Genomic DNA, 19,474 nt, shown 5'->3' on the forward strand with positions numbered 1-19,474 from the left:
GCTTTGGCATTCTTTGACGATCGTGTTGTTTGATCGGATCGCGTGGCGATGCAATCTCGCGCACGCCCGCCGGTGCATGCTCTTCCTGATTTGTATAGCGAGAGGGGAGCGTGTATGAGCTGGCGAGGCGATATTGCGATGGGGAAGTACGGAAAACTGCCGTGTGCCCTTATAGACAACAATATGTTTCCGAGCGTAGAGGTTGATTGCGGGTCGTTTGTCGTCACCTGCCCTTGCTGCGGCTCGCAAATACCGTGTCTCGACATTCGGTTTATCGATGCGCGCGACAGACTCAGCGACGAAGTGAGAAAACGGACAGGCGTTCATATGCCGGTGTATCCGGAGAAATGCCCTGTTTGTGGCCTCGATATCGTGTACGACGCCGGCGACGAGGGATAGGTGATGCGGAGGAGTTGGCTGTGAGTGTCTTTTGCCTCTACAAATAAATCCCCTCACCGAGTTGCTTGTGGAACTCGGCGTGATGGTCGCGTGCCCAGGTAAAGAGCGCCTGGTCAAAGTCGGTACGCGTGACCGGGACGCCAAAGACGCCGGCAACTTCGACGCGTATAAACTCCAGTGCCGGCAGCTTGTTGATGGCAGTGAGGGCAAACGGGGACGAGGGCTCCTCGAACAGATAGCGGCTGCCTTGCAGCGCGTCGCAACTGGTGCACGTGTTGCCGAGCGACGGGGCTTTGGAGGCTCGCGCGCCTACGGGCTTGTAGCCGCAGCGCTTATGAAGGTAGTCGCGGATCTCGCCCGGTACGCAGCCAAGAGCGGGCACGATGGCGAGTGCGTTGGCGTTGGCCGTGTCGATGGCAATGTACCCGGCTTCGTTGGGCGCGTGCGCGATGGCGATGCTCTCGTCGTTATCGGTTCGATAGGGAATGCCGAAGGCTGCGACCGAGGTCTCTTTGTGACACTTCCAGCACTCGCGCTTGCCCAGTACTAGATATATATACGGCGCTGAGGGGTCGGATCGGTCAACATCGGGCAGCCACTCGGCAAAGGGCTCGGGGTTGACGCCGCTGGGTACATACCAGATCTTCTTGGTCCGGTCCCATTTGGCGCCCAGCGCCTTGGCTTCTTCTTTGTGTGAAAAAGGGACATCGAGCTCGGTGCGCATCGTGGCTCCTTGGTGCTGCAGGTGTAAGTGGCTCAAGGATACCGCAGGGCGCGGGCATCGCGGCGTTTTGCTGGGAAGCTGCGGTGCGGACTGGTTGGTTACGCCCTGGATAAATTGGCAAGTAGATGGTCGGCTTTTGGCCAGTTGGGCGGTTGGAGCAGCTTCCGGCGCAGTTTTGTGCCTGGCTATTGTTGATGTTGGGGTATTGAATTTGTTTGGCAGCCATTCGTCAGGTGAATTGATGTTACGTTGCGATGACGGTTGGAACTGCCAGCGGATTTAGCGACATAAAACAAAACAGCCCAGAGGACATAGCCTCTGAGCTGCGAACATTTGGTGGGCGTTAGAAGATTTGAACTTCTGACCTCTTCCGTGTCAGGGAAGCGCTCTCCCCCTGAGCTAAACGCCCGATCAAGGGTGCGCAAGCGCGCAAGGGATAATATAACGGAGCCTGAACTCGGTGGCAAGAACATTTTTAAAAATCGCTTACATTGTGGAATTCGGGGGCTTTGTCGTATCCATTTCAAAAGAGCCTGCTGCCGCGATTTGGCTGTCGCATAATGCAAGGCCATTGCGGTATCGAGCTATGGAAAGACACCTACGGAATTGTCCTACCGATAAGCGGACAAGCCTTCGGCTGGTGCCTTTGCCGTGGTAAGGTAAGCCGAATTGTTTCCAGGCTGTTTCGGGGGAGCGGAATGAGCAAAGAGTGTGTCGAGCAGGTCGAAGGCGCAGGGGCTTCGGTGCCGATGACCGATATATCGAACATTGATGTGCCCGAGGGCACCGACGAGCTCAGCCGCAACACCCGTCGCGCATGGCGCGACCGCCTGAACAGCGCTTCGACGCGCAAGATGATCACGGGCGTCTTGGCTACGCTGGTGGGCGGTTCGTTTTGGGGCTTCTCGGGCACCAGCGCGAGTTTTTTGTTCGATACCTACCATGTCGATACGCTGTGGCTTATGAGCGTGCGTCAGATTCTCGCCGGCCTGCTCTTTATGGCTGTGGTTGTCACGCGCGACCGCGCACGCCTGGTCAAGCTTTGGACGACGCCCGCTGATCGCAAGCAGCTGCTGCTCTTTACCGCTTTTGGCCTGCTGTTCAACCAGTTTTGCTATCTTTCGGCCGTGCGCCTGACGAACGCCGGAACCGCGACGGTGCTCCAGTGCCTGCAGCTCGTTATCATCATGGGCTACGCCTGCGTGACCGATCGCCGTATGCCGCGTACTCGCGAAGTCATCGGCATTGGCCTGGCTCTGGGTGGAACCTTTTTAATCGCCACCGGCGGCGACCCCACCAGCCTGAATATCTCGCCGCTTGGCCTGGCAGCAGGTCTTATGTGTGCGGTCAGCGCCGCGTGTATGGCGGTGATTCCCGCCAAGATCCTGCCCGAATACGGCAGCCCCATCGTCACGGGCTCGGCAATGCTCACGGCGGGCGTGGTCTCGTGCGTCTTCGTGCAGCCCTGGGCGCATATGCCGGCGCTCGACGCTGCCGGCATCGAGGCGCTCGCGGTGTTCGTGGTTATCGGCTCGTTTTTTGCTTACATGCTTTATATGCAGGGCGTTAAGGACATCGGCTCGGTGCGCGCGAGCCTCATCGGAACTGTGGAGCCGGTTTCGGCGACCATCACCAGCGCCGTTATGCTGGGGACGGTGTTTTTGCCGACCGACCTTATCGGCTTTGTCATGATCATCGTGATGATGTTCCTCACGGTGTAGCTGGCGCCTCCGCCAAGACAGAAAAGGTGTTGTGCCGCATTTTCGCCAATTGATGTCCGTGTCTGGAGTTTAGCTGTCGATGCTCAAAATGCCATAAACTAGTAACGTTATGGACTTTTTCATTGCGACTCAATTGCGAGGATTTCTTTATGGCTGGTAATCACTTTAAGGGCAGCGATAGCGGCCGCCCTGCAGTTCCGCCGCGTCCGAACGGGGCTGGTAAGGCCGGCACGCCGGGCGGCGCTGGACAGGGCGGTTCCGGTAAGCGCGTGTCCCCGGGCGAGACGGCGATGTTTACCGCTCTGTACGAGCAGTCTCAAAAGGCAAAAAAGACCGGCCGTGCAAGAGGAAATGTCTTTGCGGGCGGTGCAACCTCTGCGTCGCAGCCGAGCGGGGCTCCTTCGGTACCTGCGAACAACGCAGGTGCTGCCAACGCCGCGAATGGCGCCGGCAACGTTAATGCCGGCAAGGCCGACAACAATACTCCCTCTGCCGGTGGCGCGGGGCTTACGGGTAACCTCGGCACGATTTACACCGGCGCCTCCGAGACAGGCACGTTCGCCCGCCTGGATGATAGCGGTGCCGAGTTTGCGGGCTCGGGTTCCAAGGAAGATTATTACGATTTTGGCTTGAACTACGGTAGCGATGCTTCGTCGAGTTCGACCTCTGACGGTCTGGTCCGTCATCGCCATCGCAAGGGCGAGCGCAAAAAGCGTCACACCGGCGCCATTATTGCCGCTGTAGTCGCGGTGCTTCTCGTTGCGCTTGGCGCAAGCGGCTTTATGCTGCTTAACTCGGCAAAGACCGTAAAGAGCGAAGCGAAGGAGGCTGTCGAGATCGTCGGTGGCCTTAAGGACAAGGTCACGTCGGGCGATTTTTCGACGCTGCCTGACGACGCGAAGAAGATCGATGAGCTCTGTAACAGCATGAAGGCGGAGACCTCGAGCCCGCTGTGGACGGCGGCTTCGTTTATCCCAGTGTATGGCAGCGATATCAATGCGGCCCGCACCATGATTGACGCCCTGTCCGATGTCTCGAGCAATGCGCTGGTTCCCATGGCCGATAACCTTTCGCAGGCTACGCCCGGCAAGCTGTTCCAGGACGGCATGATTAACGTGTCCGCGCTGCAGGCGGTCGCCGATTCGCTTTCCAGCAGCTCGAAGGTGTTCAAGAGCGCCAACGAGAAGGTCCAGGGCATTGGCGATACTCATATTTCCCAGGTGACCGAGCTGGTCGATAAGGCCAAGGACGGCTTTGCCACCCTCAACGGCGCGGTTGACGCGGCGGAGAAGGTCGCCCCCGTCCTTCCCCAGATGCTCGGCGCCAACGGCCAGACGCGCAACTACCTTATGTACGCCATGAACAACGTCGAGATTCGTGCCTGCGGCGGCTTTGGCGGTTCGCAGGGCCTGATTTCGGTCACCGACGGTCAGATGTCGATTGGCGAGTTTGTTCCCCGCATTGGACTCAGCGAGGATGAGGCGGTCGAGAGCGTCGACGAAGAGGATGAGGCGCTGTTCGGCAACCACAGCAACCTGTACAACTCGGGCAATACCTATTCGCCTGATTGGCCCAGCAACTCGCAGCGTGTCGCCGCGCTGTGGAAGTCCCAGTATGGACAGGACGTTGATGGCGTCATCGGTATCGACCCGGTGTTCCTGCAGTATCTGCTGGGCCTGGTCGGTAACGTGTCACTGCCCGACGGAACGGTTGTCGACGGCACCAACGCCGCAAAGGTCCTCATGCACGATGTGTACTGGAACTATCCGGTCGAGGAGTCGGACGGCATCTTTGCATCCGTCGCCAGCGCTGCCTTCGACAAGGTCCTTGGCGGTATCGGCGATGTCGATGTTACGAAGCTTGTCAGCGCCGTTGAGCGCGGTGCCGAAGAGGGCCGCCTGATCGCGTGGATGAGAAACGATGATGAGCAGAATGCCATCAAAGAGACGGGCATTGACGCTTCGCTGCCCGATCCGGATGATCCGAGTGCCGATCCCGTTGCCGGCGTTTACTTTAACAACCTGAGCTTCTCCAAGCTCGACTGGTATCTGAACGCCGACACGCAGATCGGCCAGGGCATCAAGAACGGCGACGGCACGTGCTCCTATCACATCACCGTTACCCTGACGAACATCATGACGCAGGAGGAGGCTGGCAAGCTGCCCGACTACGTTGCGGCGAGCGCGCCCGATGCCGCGCGTGACGACGAGCGTCTGAATGTCTCGTTGTTTGCCCCGACGGGTGGCAACATCAGTGACCTTACGGTTGAGGGTACCCAGTTTGGTCTTGGTGCCGCTACGTGGCATGGAATCCCCTTCTATTCGGGCACCGTTGACCTGCATGCTGGCGAGACGACGACGATCACGTATACGCTGACCACGTCGGCCGAGGCGGGGGACAAGCCTCTTACGCTGCGTCAGACCCCTACATGCCAGGCGGCTCGCGACAGCGCGTCGGCGTAGGGTTTTTCTGGTAGCGCAGATAATCGAGTACCATTTTGGGGCGGACAGGCAATCTGTCCGCCCCTATTTTGTAAGGAGAGCGCATGAAGTACTTTGGCACCGACGGCTTTCGCGGTGAGGCCAACGTTGGGCTGACGGTAGAGCACGCTTATAAGATTGGCCGTTTTGTGGGCTGGTATTACGGCGCCAACCGCGAGCGCAAGGCACGCGTCATCGTGGGCAAGGACACGCGTCGCTCGAGTTATATGTTCGAGGCGGCGCTGGTGAGCGGTCTGGTCGCGAGCGGTGCGGACGCCTATATGCTGCACGTGATCCCCACGCCGGGCGTGGCGCATCAGACCGTGGAGGGCTGCTTCGATTGCGGCATCATGATCAGCGCGAGCCACAACCCGTTTTGCGATAACGGCATTAAGCTCGTCAACAGCGACGGCTTTAAGATGGACGAGGACGTACTGGAGCTCATCGAGGACTACATCGATGGCAAGAGCGAGGTGCCGCTGGCCACGGGCAACCACATCGGCGCCACGGTGGACTACATGCAGGGCCGCAACCGCTACATTGCTTCGCTCATCGCCAGCGTGAACTTTTCGCTGCAGGGCGTCAAGATCGGTATCGACTGCGCCAACGGCTCGGCTTCCTCGGTGGCCAAGCCGGTGTTCGACGCGCTGGGCGCTGACGTGCGCGTGATCAACGCCGCGCCCGATGGTTTTAACATCAACGTCGACTGCGGCTCCACGCATATGGAGCGTCTGCAGCGCCATGTGGTGGAGCAGGGCCTGGACGTGGGTTTTGCCTACGACGGCGATGCCGACCGCTGCCTGGCCGTGGATGAGCGCGGTCGCGTGGTAGACGGCGACCAGATCCTGTACGTGTGCGGCGTGTATCTGAACAAGCACGGGCGACTCTCGGGCGGTACCGTGGTGCCGACGATTGCCAGCAACTTTGGCCTGGTCAAGTCGCTGGAGCTTGCCGGTCTGAGCGCCGTGACCAGCGGCGTGGGCGACCGTCACGTGTATGCCAAGATGCGCGAGGGCGGCTACAGCCTGGGTGGCGAGCAGACGGGCCATACGATCTTTGGCGATATCGAGCGCACGGGCGACGGCATTATGACCTCGCTGCGCGTGATGGAAGTGATTCGTGCCGAGCGCGAGACGCTCTCGCAGCTCACGGCTCCGTGCAAGCTGCTGCCGCAGGCGCAGGTGGCCGTGCACGTGGCGGACAAGGACGCCGCGCTCGAGAACATGGGCGTGCAGAACGCCATCGCCGAGGCCGAGGCTGCGCTGGCAGGCGAGGGCCGCGTGCTCGTGCGCAAGAGCGGAACCGAGTCGGTTATCCGCGTGCTGGCCGAGGCGCCCGACCAAGCATCCGCCGATGCCGCCATGAAGCGCATCGCCAACGCGCTCGAGGCTCTGTAAGGTAGTCATTGGGGACGTTCTTAAACAACTAGGTGGAAAGGGGGCGCCGCGGATTGGTTCCGCGGCGTCCCCTTTGCGTTGACGTGTCGGTTATGCCTTACAGCTCGTAGAGCGTGGTGAACTTGTCCTGCAGGTAGCTGCAGTAGTAGCGGGCATCGAACGCCATGCCGCATGCGCCCTTGATGAGTTCCGGCGCGTCCTTGGCGCGGCCCCACTGCCAAATGTGCTCGCCCAGCCAGGCGCGGACGGGCGCCAGATCGCCGCTCGCACAGGCGCCATTGAGGTCGACGCCGTCGCGGCACATGGCCGGCACAAACATGGCATCGTAGGCGCTACCCAGCGCATACGTGGGGAAGTAGCCAAACGAGCCGCCGCTCCAGTGCGTATCTTGCAGGCAGCCGCGTGTGTCGTCGGGAACGGGAATGCCCAGGTACTCGTCCATAAAGCGATTCCAAAGCGCGGGGATGTCCTTGGCCGTGGCCTCGCCGGCAAACAGCATGCGCTCAATCTCGTAACGCACCATGATATGCAGCGGGTAGGTGAGCTCGTCGGCCTCGGTACGGATCAGCGACGGCTGAGCGATGTTCACGGCGCGGTAGAGCGTGTCCTCGTCCACGTTGCCGTAGACCTCGGGCGCGTAGCGGCGCAGCACCTCGAGCAGCGGTCCCATAAAGGCGCGGCTGCGGCCCACGGTGTTCTCGAAAAAGCGGCTCTGGCTCTCGTGGATGCCCATGGAGGTGCCGCCCTCCAGGCACGTGCGCGCGTAGGCGGGGTTCACGCCCAGCTCGTACATGGCGTGGCCGGCCTCGTGGATGATGCTGTAGACGTTGGAGATGCAATCGTCCTCGTAGATGTGCGTGGCGATGCGCGCGTCGCCCACCGAGAAGCCCTCGCTAAACGGATGCTCGGTAAAGGCAAGCGTGGTGTCGTCCAGGTCCAGGCCGACGAGTTTCATCAGGTCGAAGCTCATGGCGCGCTGGGCGGCCTCGGGCACGCGGGCGTGCAAAAAGTCTGCAGCGGGCTGCTGGCCGCGCTCGCCGATGGCGTGCACGAGCGGCACGACCGTGGCCTTAACCTCGTCGCAAAACGCATCGAAGCTCTCGGTGGAAAGGCCGCGCTCGTACTGGTCGAGCCACGCGTCGTATGGGTCGCGCTTGGGGTCCATGAGCTCGGCCTGATGCTTGAGCTGGCTGACGATTTTGTCCACATAGGGCTCAAAGCTCGCCCAGTCGTTGGCCGCTTTGGCCTTGTGCCACACGGCGTCGGCCTCGCAGGTGAGCCTGGTCCAGGCCTCGGCCTCCTCGGTGGGGATGACGCTTGCCTCGCGCTGGTCGCGGCCGAGCACGCGAATCTCGTCAAGCAGCTGCGGGTCGTCGATCTTTCCGCCGGTGACGGTCTCGCGTGCCAGCGAACGTACAAGTTCGACAGACTTTTCGCTGGTCAGGAGCTTATGGTGCTCGCCGGCAAGGGTGCCCATGGCGTCGGCACGGGCGGCGGCACCGTTGGCGGGAGCAATGGTCGCGCCGTCAAACTCGGCAATCTTGAGCAGGTACTCGCGGGTCCACAGTTTGCCTTCGAGCTTGCGGAATTTTTTGACGGCCTTATCGACCTTCATGCCTTTGGGCGTCTTGCCCGCTGCGGGCTTGGCCTTCTTATCGTGCTTCTTTTCCATACCATATCCTTGATCTCGCGAGCCGAACGCCACGGCTGGGCGCACGGCCAGTTTGCACAGCTACCTGCCTTGTACCCAGCACGAACAAAACGGAACGCGGCGATACGCCCACACAATGTGGTATCCTATAGCCCAATGCGTTGACGGAGAGGGTTTTGCCCGCCGCGTCGCCGGCAAGAGAGGGAAGGTCATGGGCTGCAAGCCTTTCTGCGGTGACAAGGGCCAAGCGTTCACTCCCGAGCAGCGACCTCAACGGGCACGCGGCCAGCGGCGGCGAAGCCCCAGTAGGGAAGCCGTGAGCCTCGCGACAAGGGGCGCAGAGTGGGCACGGCGGGCCAGACATCCGCCGGGTCAAACAAGGTGGTACCGCGGAATTCAACCGTCCTTGGGCAATGCACATGCCCGAGGACGGTTTTTTTGTTACCGAACCGGGCCGCGTTTTCGCAACGTCAGACGGCGGCAGCCGCCTCGGCAAGCGGGGAGCGCGAGAGACGAAAGGGAAGACATGAGTCTGATTGATGATCTGGTCAAACTCGAGGAAGAGGCCAAGGAGCTCGTCGCAGGCGCCGACGATGCCGCAAAGCTCGAGGCCGCGCGCGTTGAGCTGCTCGGCCGCAAGGGTCGTATTACCGGCCTGATGCGCATGATGGGCAAGCTCGCCCCCGAGGATCGTCCCGTGATGGGCAAGCGCGCCAACGAGATGCGCCAGCTGATCGAGGGCATGCTCGACGAGCGCACCACCGAGATGAAGGCCGCCGCCCTCAAGCACGCACTCGAGCACGAGGCCGTCGACATCACACTGCCGGGCATCCGTCCGCAGATCGGTCACCAGCACCTGATCAAGCAGATTATCGAGGAGGCCGAGGACATCTTCTGCGGCATCGGCTACACCGTCGAGTCCGGCCCCATGGTCGATACCTCCTACTACAACTTCACCGCGCTCAATGCTCCCATGGATCACCCGAGCCGCTCGGCCCGCGATACCTTCTACGTGGTCGACAACAACCCCGGCAGCGTCGCGCACCCCGAGGCTCACGCCCACGGCGAGTCCGATGTGCTGCTGCGTACCCAGACCTCGGGCGTGCAGATCCACACCATGGAGTCGCAGAAGCCGCCCATCTACATGATCTGCCCGGGCACCGTCTACCGTCCCGACACGGCCGACGCTTGCCACCTGCCGCAGTTCAACCAGATCGAGGGCCTGGTCGTTGACGAGGGCATCACCTTTGGCGATCTTAAGGGCACGCTCGACTACTTTGTTAAGTGCATGTTTGGCGAGGACCGCAAAACGCGTTACCGCCCGCACTTCTTCCCCTTCACCGAGCCTTCCTGCGAGGTGGACGTGAGCTGCCACGTCTGCGGCGGCAAGGGCTGCAACTTCTGCAAGCACAGCGGCTGGATCGAGATCCTGGGCTGCGGCATGGTCGACCCCAACGTCCTGATCAACTGCGGCATCGACCCCGAGAAGTACACCGGCTTCGCCTTTGGTATTGGTGCCGAGCGCGTCGCAGCCCTGCGCTACGACCTGCCCGACCTCAGAACTCTCATGACAGGCGATATGCGTTTTCTGAATCAGTTCTAGGCTGCGGCTTGCCCAAGCACGGCACCTCGGCGCTCATTCGTCGCTTGCGTACCAAAGTACGCGGCGCTCCTCTTTCGGGCCGATCTGCCGCACTTGGACAACCCTCGCTTTGTAAGGAATGTTCACAAAGTTGAAGTTTCCACCTGCATCTCTTCGCAGGCTTTCAGTATGAAAGGAGAGCTAGATGCGTGTTTCTTACGACTGGCTCAAGACCATGATCGATATTCCGGAGGATCCCAAGACCCTTTCGGACGAATATATCCGTACCGGCACCGAAGTCGAGGCGATCGACACCGTGGGCGAGTCCTTCGACCACGTGGTGACTGCCAAGGTGCTCACCAAGACCCCGCACCCCGATAGCGACCATATGTATGTGTGCTCGGTCGACGTAGGCGACAAGAACCTCGACGCCGACGGCAACCCCGCTCCGCTGCAGATCGTCTGCGGCGCGCAGAACTTCGAGGCCGGTGACCACATCGTCACGGCCATGATTGGCGCTGTCCTGCCCGGCGACGTCAAGATCAAGAAGAGCAAGCTTCGCGGCGTCGTGTCCATGGGCATGAACTGCTCCGCGCGCGAGCTCGGCTTGGGCGGCGACCACTCCGGCATCATGATCCTGCCCGAGGACACGCCCTGCGGTATGCCGTTTGCCGAGTACGTGGGCTCGAGCGACACCGTGCTCGACTGTGAGATCACGCCCAATCGTCCCGACTGCCTGTCCATGATCGGCATGGCCCGCGAGACCGGTGCCATCTTCGATCGCGATTTCCACGTTGAGCTGCCCGCCATCAAGGCCGAGACCGGCCGCGCGACCGACGACGAGCTTTCGGTCGAGATTGCCGACGAGGGCCTGTGCGACCGCTACGTCGCCCGCATCGTGCGCAACGTGAAGGTCGGCCCGTCGCCCGACTGGATGGTCAAGCGCCTCAACGCCCTGGGCGTGCGCCCGCACAACAATATCGTCGACATCACCAACTATGTGATGATGCTCACCGGTCAGCCGCTGCACGCCTTTGACCTGGACACCTTTGCCGAGCGCGAGGGCAGGCGTCGCGTGGTGGTTCGCGCCGCCCAGCAGGATGAGAAGTTCACGACGCTCGACGGCGAGGAGCGTGTGCTCGACGCCGGCATGGGCCTTATCACCGACGGCGAGCGCCCCGTGGCGTTGGCCGGCGTTATGGGCGGCATGGATTCCGAGATCGAGGACGACACCGTCGACGTGATGGTCGAGAGTGCCTGCTTCAACGCCGGCCGCACCTCGCACACCAGCCGCGATCTGTCGCTGATCTCCGACGCCTCCATTCGATTTGAGCGCCAGGTCGACGAGACCGGCTGCGTGGATGTCGCCAACGTTACCTGCGCGCTGATCGAGGAGATCGCCGGCGGCGAGGTTGCTCCCGGCTATGTCGACGTTTTCCCCGCGCCAAAGACCATCGACAGCATTAAGCTGCGCCTGGCCCGCGTGCACGCCATCTGCGGCGCCGACATCGATCCCGATTTTATCGAGCGTTCGCTCACCCGTCTGGGCTGCACCGTCGAGCGCGACGGCGAGGACTTTATGGTTACCCCGCCGAGCTTCCGTCCCGACCTGCCGCGCGAGATTGACCTGATCGAGGAGGTCCTGCGCCTGTGGGGCATGGGCCGCGTGACGGCGACCATCCCGGCTGCCAAGAACCACATCGGCGGCCTGACCCGCGAGCAAAAGCTCACCCGCAAGGTCGGCGAGATCCTGCGTGCCTGTGGCCTCAACGAGACCACGACCTTTGGCTTTGCCGCCCCGGGCGACCTGGAGAAGATCGGCATGTCCACCGAGGGCCGCGGCTGCCCCGTGGTGCTCATGAACCCGCTGGTAGCCGAGCAGACCGAGATGCGTCGTTCGCTGCTGCCGGGCCTGCTGCAGTCCGTTGCCTATAACGAGGCCCACGGCACGCCCAACGTGCACCTGTACGAGGTCGGCAGCCTGTTCCACGGTCGTGAGAACGCCAGCCTGCCCAAGGAGACCAAGTCCGTGGCGGGCGTGCTCTCGGGTCAGTGGAGCGAGCAGTCCTGGACCATGAAGTACCGCAAGCTGCGCTTCTTCTTTGGCAAGGGCATTGTCGAGGAGCTGCTCGCCCAGCTGCGCATCGAGAAGGTTCGCTTCCGTCCCGTCGAGGGCGAGGGCTACGCTTTCTTGCAGCCGGGCCGTGCCGCCGAGGTTCTGTCCGGCGGTACCGTGCTGGGCTGGGTTGGCGAGATTCACCCCAAGGCGCGCGAGGCTATGGGCATCGACGAGGTCGTCGTTGCCTTTGAGCTCGATCTGGACAAGCTGATCAAGGGCGCCCGCAACCAGGAGAACTACCGCGAGTTCTCGCAGTACCCGGCTGTTGAGCACGACCTTGCTATCGTGGTCGACAACACCGTGACCTGCGAGGATCTTGAGCGCCGCATTACCAGCGCCGGCGGCAAACTGCTCGAGGGCGTGCGCCTGTTCGACGTCTACCGCGATCCGGTCCGTGTGGGCGTGGGCAAGAAGTCCATGGCCTTTGCGCTTACGTATCGCTCCGACGACCACACGCTCACCAGCGAAGAGGTCGAGAAGGCGCACCAGAAGATCGTCACCAAGGTGTGCAAGGGCGTAAACGGCGAGGTCCGCGGCTAGGGCTTGCGCCGGGAGCGCAGGGCCTAGTGGCGGTTGCTGTGAGGCCCTGCGTGACCGCGGTGTTCGGAAAAGGCACCGTTGAACCTGCATATATGACACGCGCATTACATAGCGGCGTGCTGCTTTGTCGGCAGCGCGCCGTTTTGCTATGATAGCCGGCGGCGTGTTACGAATATGACAATACGTAACACTGACAAGGTGATTTAAGCGGCGTTGCAATTCTGTGCGCCGATAACCGGGAGGCGTACATGCACATTCCAGATAATTATCTGTCCCCGCAGACCGATGCCGTCATGGCGGTGGCAATGGTGCCCGTTTGGGTCCATTGCATCAAAAAGGTGCGCGCCACGCTCGATCGCGAGCACATGGCTTTCCTGGGCATCTGCGCCGCGTTCTCCTTCCTGCTCATGATGTTCAACGTGCCGCTGCCCGGCGGCACCACAGGCCACGCCGTCGGCGGTGCCCTCATTGCGCTGCTGCTAGGCCCAGAGGCCGCGGCCATCGCTGTCTCGGTCGCGCTGGCGCTACAGGCGCTGCTGTTTGGCGACGGCGGCATCCTGTCCTTTGGCGCCAACTGCTTTAACATGGCCTTCGTGCTGCCGTTTGTTGCCGCCATGGTATTCCGCGCGCTCAACAGCCGCCTGCACGATAAGAGCTGGGGCACCTCGGTTTCTGCCATCGTAAGCGGCTGGGTCGGCCTGTGCCTAGCGGCCCTGTGCGCGGCAATCGAGTTTGGTATTCAGCCGATGCTCTTTACCAACGCTTCGGGCGCGCCGCTGTACTGCCCCTTCCCGCTGTCCGTGGCTATTCCGGCAATGTTGATCCCGCATATGCTGGTTGCCGGCGTGATCGAGGGCGTGGCGACGGCTGCCATCTACGGTTTCATTAAGAAGACTGCGCCGAGCGTTATCGTCGGGCCCGAGGCCGTCGATGGCCAGCTTGCTGCCGAGGGCGCTGCTGCCAAGAAGACCTCGCTGGTCCCCACGCTCATCCTGGTCGCCGTGCTTGTCGTGGCCACGCCGCTGGGCCTGCTAGCCACGGGTGACGCCTGGGGCGAGTGGGACGCCGAGGGCGCCGCGACTGCCGTTCAGGAGGCTGGCGACAACAGCCTGCAGGCTTCGGTCGGCCTCGATACCCCGACCTTTGCAGACGCTCTGCCCACGGGCGATTATCTGCAGGCCTATTCCGAGGAGCAGGGCCTTGGCTTTGCCGGCCAGGCCGCGATGTATATTCTTTCGGGCGTGATTGGCGTGGCGGTGCTCACCATCGCATTCCGCCTGGTCTCGCTGACGGTCAAGGAAAGCGGTGCTCATGGCAATAGCCGAGCTGCCTAGCTGGCTTGCGGTCGAGCAGCGATACGAGCCCGCGGGGGCTCGGCATCGTGTGATGCAAAAGAATGTCCTGCACCTGGCGAGCCTGCTTGAGCGGGTTCGCCTGGGTGGAGGCGCGCACGAGGGCGGGTCGATGGTCGACCGCGCCCTTTCTTGCGTTTCGGCTCCGGTGCGCCTGGTGGGGATGTTCGTTTGCGTCCTGTGCGTGTGTCTGACGCAGAGTCCGCTGTACCTCATGTTGATGGCGGCTATCGCGCTGGTGCTCGTTGCCGTGCGCCCCGTACGCGGGCTGCGGGCAACCTTTGTGCCGGCGCTGGCTGCCGCGGGGCTTGCGGTGGTTCTGGCACTGCCTGCCCTGCTGCTGGGCGCGTCTGCCACGAGCGCCATGCTTAAGATTGCGCTCAAGACCTTCATTAATGTGTCGCTGGTGCTGGGCGTTTCGTGGACCCTCACGTGGAGCCGCATGTCGGCGGCGCTCAAGATGCTGCATCTGCCCGACGAGGTTATCTTTACCTTCGATATGGCGCTCAAGCACATCGAGGTGCTGGGTCGCACGGCGCACAATCTGTGCGAATCGGTCATGCTGCGCAGCGTTGGCCATGCGCCTGAGGGATTTTCGCGTACCGATTCGATCGCGGGTATCATGGGCATGACCTTTATCAAGGCGATGGAATGCAGCCGCGCGATGGACGAGGCCATGCTGTGCCGCGGCTTCGCCGGCGTGTATCCGGCGCCTGCACGGAGCGGCTTTGGCTGGCGCGATGCGGTTTACGCGGCCGGCGTTGCGTTGCTCGCCGTGTTGTGCGCGGTGCTGTAGCGCGGACGGTCGAACCGTCGATGTGAGTAGGGAAGGGCGACGTTTTGGCAAACGATACGAATAACGCGATGGGTGCGAGCGGTGCTGCCGGCACCGAGGTCACGCCGATCATCGAGTTTCGCGACGTGCTGTTTTCCTATGCGGGTCATACGGTGATCGACGGCATTTCATTGCAGGTGAACCGTGGGGAGCTCGTTGCTCTGCTCGGTCCCAACGGCTGCGGCAAGACGACGATCATGCGCCTTATCAACGGCCTTGAACTTGTGGACGCGGGTGCGTATCTGTTTGACGGGCATGCGGTCGATGCGGCATATCTCAAGGATTCCGCGACGGCCCAGCGGTTCCATCAGCGCGTGGGCTTTGTGTTCCAGAATGCCGATGCGCAGCTCTTTTGCGCCACGGTGGGCGAGGAGGTCGCGTTTGGCCCGGCTCAAATGGGGCTGCCGGCAGACGAGCTCGAGCGTCGCGTCCGCGACGCCATGGAGCTGTTCCAGGTTGCCGATCTGGTCGATGCCTCGCCCTATCAGCTTTCGGGCGGGCAAAAGAAGCGCGTGGCGCTGGCTGCCGTCGTGTCGATGAACCCGGATATCCTGGTGCTCGACGAGCCTACCAACGGACTTGACGAGGACTCTTGCGACATCGTGGTCAACTTTCTACTGGCCTATGTTGCTGCCGGTAAGACGGTCTTGATGAGCACGCACCATCAGGATTTGGTACGACGCCTGGGTGCCCGTGCAATCTTTATCGATCGATATCACCATGTGGTCGAGGCGCCGGTATCGTCGTATGGAACCGAGAGCGGCGTTGTGGAATAGTTGCTGCGTGGAGCGTGCGTAGCCGCCCGCGCGGCTTTGCCGTGATGGTATAGTTATCCAGGTTTTTATGGGGGTGGCTATGCCAAGCTGGAACATTCATATCGCTCAGACGGAGCGTTTGCTGGAGCGCACCGGTGCGCTTGCCAATAGCGTGCGCGACCGCAATGCCTTTTTGTTTGGCTGCGTGGTTCCGGATATCTTCGTGGGCTATATGGTCCCTGGCATCGCCGATCCCATCCCGTACCGCATTACGCACTTTGCAAAGCCCGAGCCTATCCCTAAGCCTCGTGAGCATGAGTTCTGGGATACCTATGTGGCACCGTTGCTTAAAAGTTCGCCCACCGGTGCGCCAGCTGCCGCGACCTCGATTGTCGAGGAGCGCGAGCGACTCAATCGGGTGCATTATCCCCAACGTTACAAGGACGCCGAGCCGGTCGCCGGTCCCGGTGCTAGCGAGCTTTCGCTCGCGCCCGATGACGTGGCGCAGTCGCTGCTCGATCTGACGCTGGGCGTTTGGTCGCATCTGGTGGCCGATACCGTATGGAATACGCGTGTGAATCAGTACCTGGAGGCGCACGGCGGCAAGCCGTGCGAGGAATTCCGCATTAAAAAGCAAGGCGACTTTGACTGGTTTGGCAAGACACTCGGCATCGTTTCGATACCGCGCGCGACCGATCGCCTGTATACTGCGGCGACCCGTTTTGGTCAGTATCCCATCCATAAGGAGTATGTGCTCAAGACCATCGGCGTTATGCACGAGATTGTACGCGAAAACCCCGGCGAGTCCGATCATCCGCCGTATCGCCTGCTAACCGAGGAGTTTTTCGATACAACGTTTACCGAGGTCATCGAGCTAACCGAGGCGGGATTTGCGGCTCGCGTCGAATCGCCCGATATGCCTGCGCTTCCCCTGATTGCTAGCTGCTAGCTGGCCGGCTTGGCGGTGAATAGCTCAACCCAATTGACAAGTAGCTCTTGCCGCAGGGTGACTTCGGCGGCGCGCTCCTGTTTGGTCTTTGGGGTGTAGGAAAGTCCAGCCTTTTTATGGATGAGCTCGGCTATGTGGTCGAAGCTCTTCTTATCCTTAATCTGGCCAAAGGTAATTTGGATGACGTCGTAGCCCATGCTTGTGAGCGCGGTGGCGCGCTCGGCATCGGAGAGGCTCGCGGCTTCGCTGTCGTGGGCGGAGCGGCCTTGGCATTCAAGGATGACACCCATGCTGTCGGTGGCGCTTTCGATGAGGATATCGGCGTAGCAGCAGGTTTTGTCATACAGCGAGCGCGCGGCGTCGCTGAGTGGGATGCGCACGTTGTTTGCGATGTTGATGCCCATGCCGCCCTCGTCGCGGGGGAGCGAGATAAGCATGGAGGTCTGTACTTCGAAGGGCGAGGCGGTCTGTCCTGTCATGCGTTCGGCGGCCCAGCGGAGCTGCTTAACACCGCGCAGGCCTGCGGCCTGCTTGGCGAACGCGGCGATATCCGCTGCGGAAAGAAGCGGCGTGCGCTTCCACAGGTTGGTATCCTTGCCGTTGACGTCGATAACCCGCTCCCAGCCGCAGTTGGGTGGAATGAGCTTAAGCGAAATAGCTTCATCAAGTTGCCGTTGCGCTCGTTTGCAGGGTGTATACACAGCAAACGAGCTGCACATCTCATAACACGCCATAAGCAGCTGGTTGCGTGAGACCTGCGTAGCAAGGTTGAGCAGTGTGAACTCGGGCGATGTGACATCAAACCCATGCTCGGTTTGCCTAAACGACCCGGGAGGCGGCTCTTGGGTCAGGAGGTGCGATTTAAACAGGCTTCGCGACCCGGATTGTGCCCGAGTGAATACAATCCTGTGAAGCGGTGCGTGAAGCAGGTCTTTTACAACTGCATGACTTCCGAGGCCGCAACATCTGCGATCCATATTGCCAAGGCTAATGGCAGGGTAAAGGCCTAATATCTGTGGCGGGATACGGTGATAGTAAAAAGCGGATTGACCGCATAGCGTCAGGTCCATGACGTCCTCCTGGTCGAAATATGCTTTTGGACCGTGCGATGCCAGTGTCAATTCGGAAGTATGCGGCAAAATCTAAACCTTGTGAGCAGACCTGGCTTTTGAGGCTAGTTTATCAGGCATTTTGTTGCGAAAAAACGGGGTGTGCTCGGAGGTATCAGAATTTGCCGCATACTTCCGAAAAGCAGGTCAATCCGGCTCTTGCTAAAACGATTTAGCAGCGTCGGTTAAGGTGTGGGTTTGCCACCGGGCGAACACTTTTAGCGCTTGGGACTTTATTCATTGGGTCTCGAAGGGTGGATTTCGCGCTTTTGGTAAAGAAATGAGTGTGTGTTTTGCCGTGCGCCGGCATTGGCACAGAAAAAGGGCCCGGAAGGCTTCGCCTTCCGGGCCCTTTGCGATGCAAGTGTGCTTGCAAGTACGACTTAGCGCACCTGAGCGACGTAAGCGACGTTGGTCGAGGAGACCTTGTCCTCGAGCTGGACGCTCATGCGGGGATCGCCAGCGGTGGCGACGGTCAGGTCGCCGGCCTCGACGTAGCCGAGCTCCTTAGCGGTCTCGATCGCCTTGACGATCGTGCCGTTGACGGTGCCCTGGGTAATCTCTGCCTGGTGCGGGATGACGCCCCAGTACATGATCATCTGCTGGACGGCCCACTCGTGGCGGGAGAAAGCGCAGATCGGCATGTTGGGACGGAAGTGCGAGATCAGGCGAGCGGTACGACCGGTGGTCGTGGGCACGGTGATGCACTTGGCGCCAACGGTGGTGGCCATGTTCACAGCGGACATACCCACAACGTTGTTGACAACGCGGGTGCCGTGAGCGTCAGCCGGAACCTCGAGCGGAGCGTGAGCCGGGAGGTACTTCTCGGTCTCGAGAGCAATGCTGGCCTGCATCTTGACGGCCTCGACCGGGTACTTACCGGCAGCGGACTCGCCAGAGAGCATGACGGCGTCGGTGCCGTCGTAGATGGCGTTAGCGACGTCAGCAACCTCGGCGCGCGTCGGGCGCGGGTTCTGCTGCATGGAGTCGAGCATCTGCGTAGCGGTGATAACGGGCTTGTAGGCCGCGTTGCACTTGGCGATGATCTCCTTCTGGATGTGGGGAACGAGCTCGGGCTTGATCTCGATGCCCAGGTCGCCACGGGCGACCATGATGCCGTCGGAAGCCTCGAGGATCTCGTCGAAGTTCTCGACGCCCAGGGCGCACTCGATCTTCGGGAAGATCGTCACGTGCTCGCCACCGTTCTCGCGGCAAAGCTTGCGGATGCCGCGGACGGACTCGCCGTCACGGATGAAGGAAGCGGCGATGTAGTCGATGTTCTCGGTCAGGCCAAAGAGGATGTCCTGACGATCGCGCTCGGTGATGGCGGGCAGAGAGATGTTGACGTTGGGCATGTTGACGCCCTTGCGCTCGCCGATCAGGCCGTCGTTCTTAACGACGCAGGTCATGTCCTGGCCGTCGACGGACTCGACCTCGAGGGCAACCAGGCCGTCATCGATCAGGATGAGGGAGCCCTTCTCGACCTCGGAGGGCAGAGCCAGGTAGTCGAGGGAGATGTGCTCAGCGGTGCCATGGAAATCCTCGGACGTGGGCTGAGCGGTGACGACGATCCTGTCGCCGGTCTTGACGGCAACCTTCTTGCCGTCGACCAAGAGGCCGGTGCGGACCTCGGGGCCCTTGGTGTCGAGCAGGATGCCGACGGGCATACCGAGCTCCTTGGAAATACGACGGACGCGCTCGATGCGACCGTGGTGCTCGTCGTAGGATCCGTGCGAGAAGTTAAAACGGGCGACGTTCATGCCCGCCTTGATCATCTCGCGGATGGTCTCGTCGCTATCGCAGGCGGGACCCATGGTGCATACAATCTTGGTGCGCTTGTACATTCAGACCTCCATCTGAC

General features: G+C 61.3%; 13 protein-coding genes and 1 tRNA gene. 9 read left to right on the forward strand and 5 right to left on the reverse strand.

Features of this window, described 5'->3' with window-relative positions:
- Nucleotides 1-436 precede the first annotated feature (436 nt).
- Nucleotides 437-1,123 carry a DUF5710 domain-containing protein gene (locus tag AB5Z25_RS00880; protein ID WP_368134564.1) on the reverse strand — a complete coding sequence of 229 codons (687 nt, stop codon included), beginning with the start codon at nucleotides 1,121-1,123 and terminating at the stop codon, nucleotides 437-439.
- 334 nt (nucleotides 1,124-1,457) lie between these two features.
- Nucleotides 1,458-1,532 (reverse strand) — tRNA-Val (locus tag AB5Z25_RS00885).
- Between the two features lie 289 nt (nucleotides 1,533-1,821).
- Between AB5Z25_RS00885 and AB5Z25_RS00890 the strand changes: the two genes are divergently transcribed.
- The 3 genes from AB5Z25_RS00890 to glmM all read left to right on the forward strand — a co-directional run bounded on the left by AB5Z25_RS00890 (nucleotide 1,822) and on the right by glmM (nucleotide 6,721).
- Nucleotides 1,822-2,844, forward strand: a complete 1,023-nt coding sequence (locus tag AB5Z25_RS00890; RefSeq protein WP_192919570.1) for a DMT family transporter — start codon at nucleotides 1,822-1,824, stop codon at nucleotides 2,842-2,844.
- Between the two features lie 149 nt (nucleotides 2,845-2,993).
- Entirely contained in the window at nucleotides 2,994-5,306 is a 2,313-nt protein-coding gene (locus AB5Z25_RS00895; protein WP_368134565.1) for a DUF4012 domain-containing protein, read from the forward strand.
- Between the two features lie 83 nt (nucleotides 5,307-5,389).
- Complete coding sequence (gene glmM, locus AB5Z25_RS00900) at nucleotides 5,390-6,721, forward strand: phosphoglucosamine mutase (protein WP_196022477.1); 1,332 nt, start codon at nucleotides 5,390-5,392, stop codon at nucleotides 6,719-6,721.
- Between the two features lie 97 nt (nucleotides 6,722-6,818).
- Here the strand turns inward: glmM and AB5Z25_RS00905 are convergent, their stop codons facing one another.
- The gene (locus AB5Z25_RS00905) at nucleotides 6,819-8,393 is read right to left on the reverse strand and encodes a carboxypeptidase M32 (RefSeq protein WP_368134566.1); all 1,575 of its coding nucleotides are present in this window, start codon (nucleotides 8,391-8,393) and stop codon (nucleotides 6,819-6,821) included.
- Between the two features lie 505 nt (nucleotides 8,394-8,898).
- On the opposite strand from AB5Z25_RS00905, the gene pheS reads away from it, so the two are divergent.
- The 6 genes from pheS to AB5Z25_RS00935 all read left to right on the forward strand — a co-directional run bounded on the left by pheS (nucleotide 8,899) and on the right by AB5Z25_RS00935 (nucleotide 16,504).
- Nucleotides 8,899-9,975: a phenylalanine--tRNA ligase subunit alpha gene (gene pheS, locus AB5Z25_RS00910; RefSeq protein WP_040359117.1), complete on the forward strand. Its 1,077-nt coding sequence runs from the start codon at nucleotides 8,899-8,901 to the stop codon at nucleotides 9,973-9,975.
- A gap of 184 nt (nucleotides 9,976-10,159) precedes the next feature.
- Nucleotides 10,160-12,613, forward strand: coding sequence for a phenylalanine--tRNA ligase subunit beta (pheT, locus tag AB5Z25_RS00915; RefSeq protein ID WP_368134567.1), 2,454 nt, complete (start codon nucleotides 10,160-10,162; stop codon nucleotides 12,611-12,613).
- Between the two features lie 248 nt (nucleotides 12,614-12,861).
- The gene (cbiM, locus tag AB5Z25_RS00920; RefSeq protein ID WP_368134568.1) at nucleotides 12,862-13,947 is read left to right on the forward strand and encodes a cobalt transporter CbiM; all 1,086 of its coding nucleotides are present in this window, start codon (nucleotides 12,862-12,864) and stop codon (nucleotides 13,945-13,947) included.
- Nucleotides 13,925-14,761: an energy-coupling factor transporter transmembrane component T family protein gene (locus tag AB5Z25_RS00925; protein ID WP_368134569.1), complete on the forward strand. Its 837-nt coding sequence runs from the start codon at nucleotides 13,925-13,927 to the stop codon at nucleotides 14,759-14,761. Before cbiM ends, AB5Z25_RS00925 begins: the two co-directional genes overlap by 23 nt.
- Before the next feature lie 44 nt (nucleotides 14,762-14,805).
- Complete coding sequence (locus tag AB5Z25_RS00930) at nucleotides 14,806-15,576, forward strand: energy-coupling factor ABC transporter ATP-binding protein (RefSeq protein WP_052044000.1); 771 nt, start codon at nucleotides 14,806-14,808, stop codon at nucleotides 15,574-15,576.
- Nucleotides 15,577-15,655: 79 nt separating this feature from the next.
- Nucleotides 15,656-16,504, forward strand: coding sequence for a hypothetical protein (locus AB5Z25_RS00935; protein ID WP_052044001.1), 849 nt, complete (start codon nucleotides 15,656-15,658; stop codon nucleotides 16,502-16,504).
- On the opposite strand, the gene AB5Z25_RS00940 is transcribed toward AB5Z25_RS00935, so the two are convergent.
- Both AB5Z25_RS00940 and pyk read right to left on the reverse strand, forming a co-directional pair.
- A complete protein-coding gene (locus AB5Z25_RS00940; protein ID WP_138374408.1) occupies nucleotides 16,501-17,238 on the reverse strand; it encodes a hypothetical protein in 738 nt (245 codons plus the stop codon). The genes AB5Z25_RS00935 and AB5Z25_RS00940 overlap by 4 nt on opposite strands.
- A 758-nt stretch (nucleotides 17,239-17,996) precedes the next feature.
- Complete coding sequence (gene pyk / locus AB5Z25_RS00945; RefSeq protein ID WP_368134570.1) at nucleotides 17,997-19,457, reverse strand: pyruvate kinase; 1,461 nt, start codon at nucleotides 19,455-19,457, stop codon at nucleotides 17,997-17,999.
- Nucleotides 19,458-19,474: the final 17 nt, after the last annotated feature.

This window comes from Collinsella aerofaciens (assembly GCF_040910325.1).
GTDB lineage: Bacteria > Actinomycetota > Coriobacteriia > Coriobacteriales > Coriobacteriaceae > Collinsella > Collinsella aerofaciens_BL.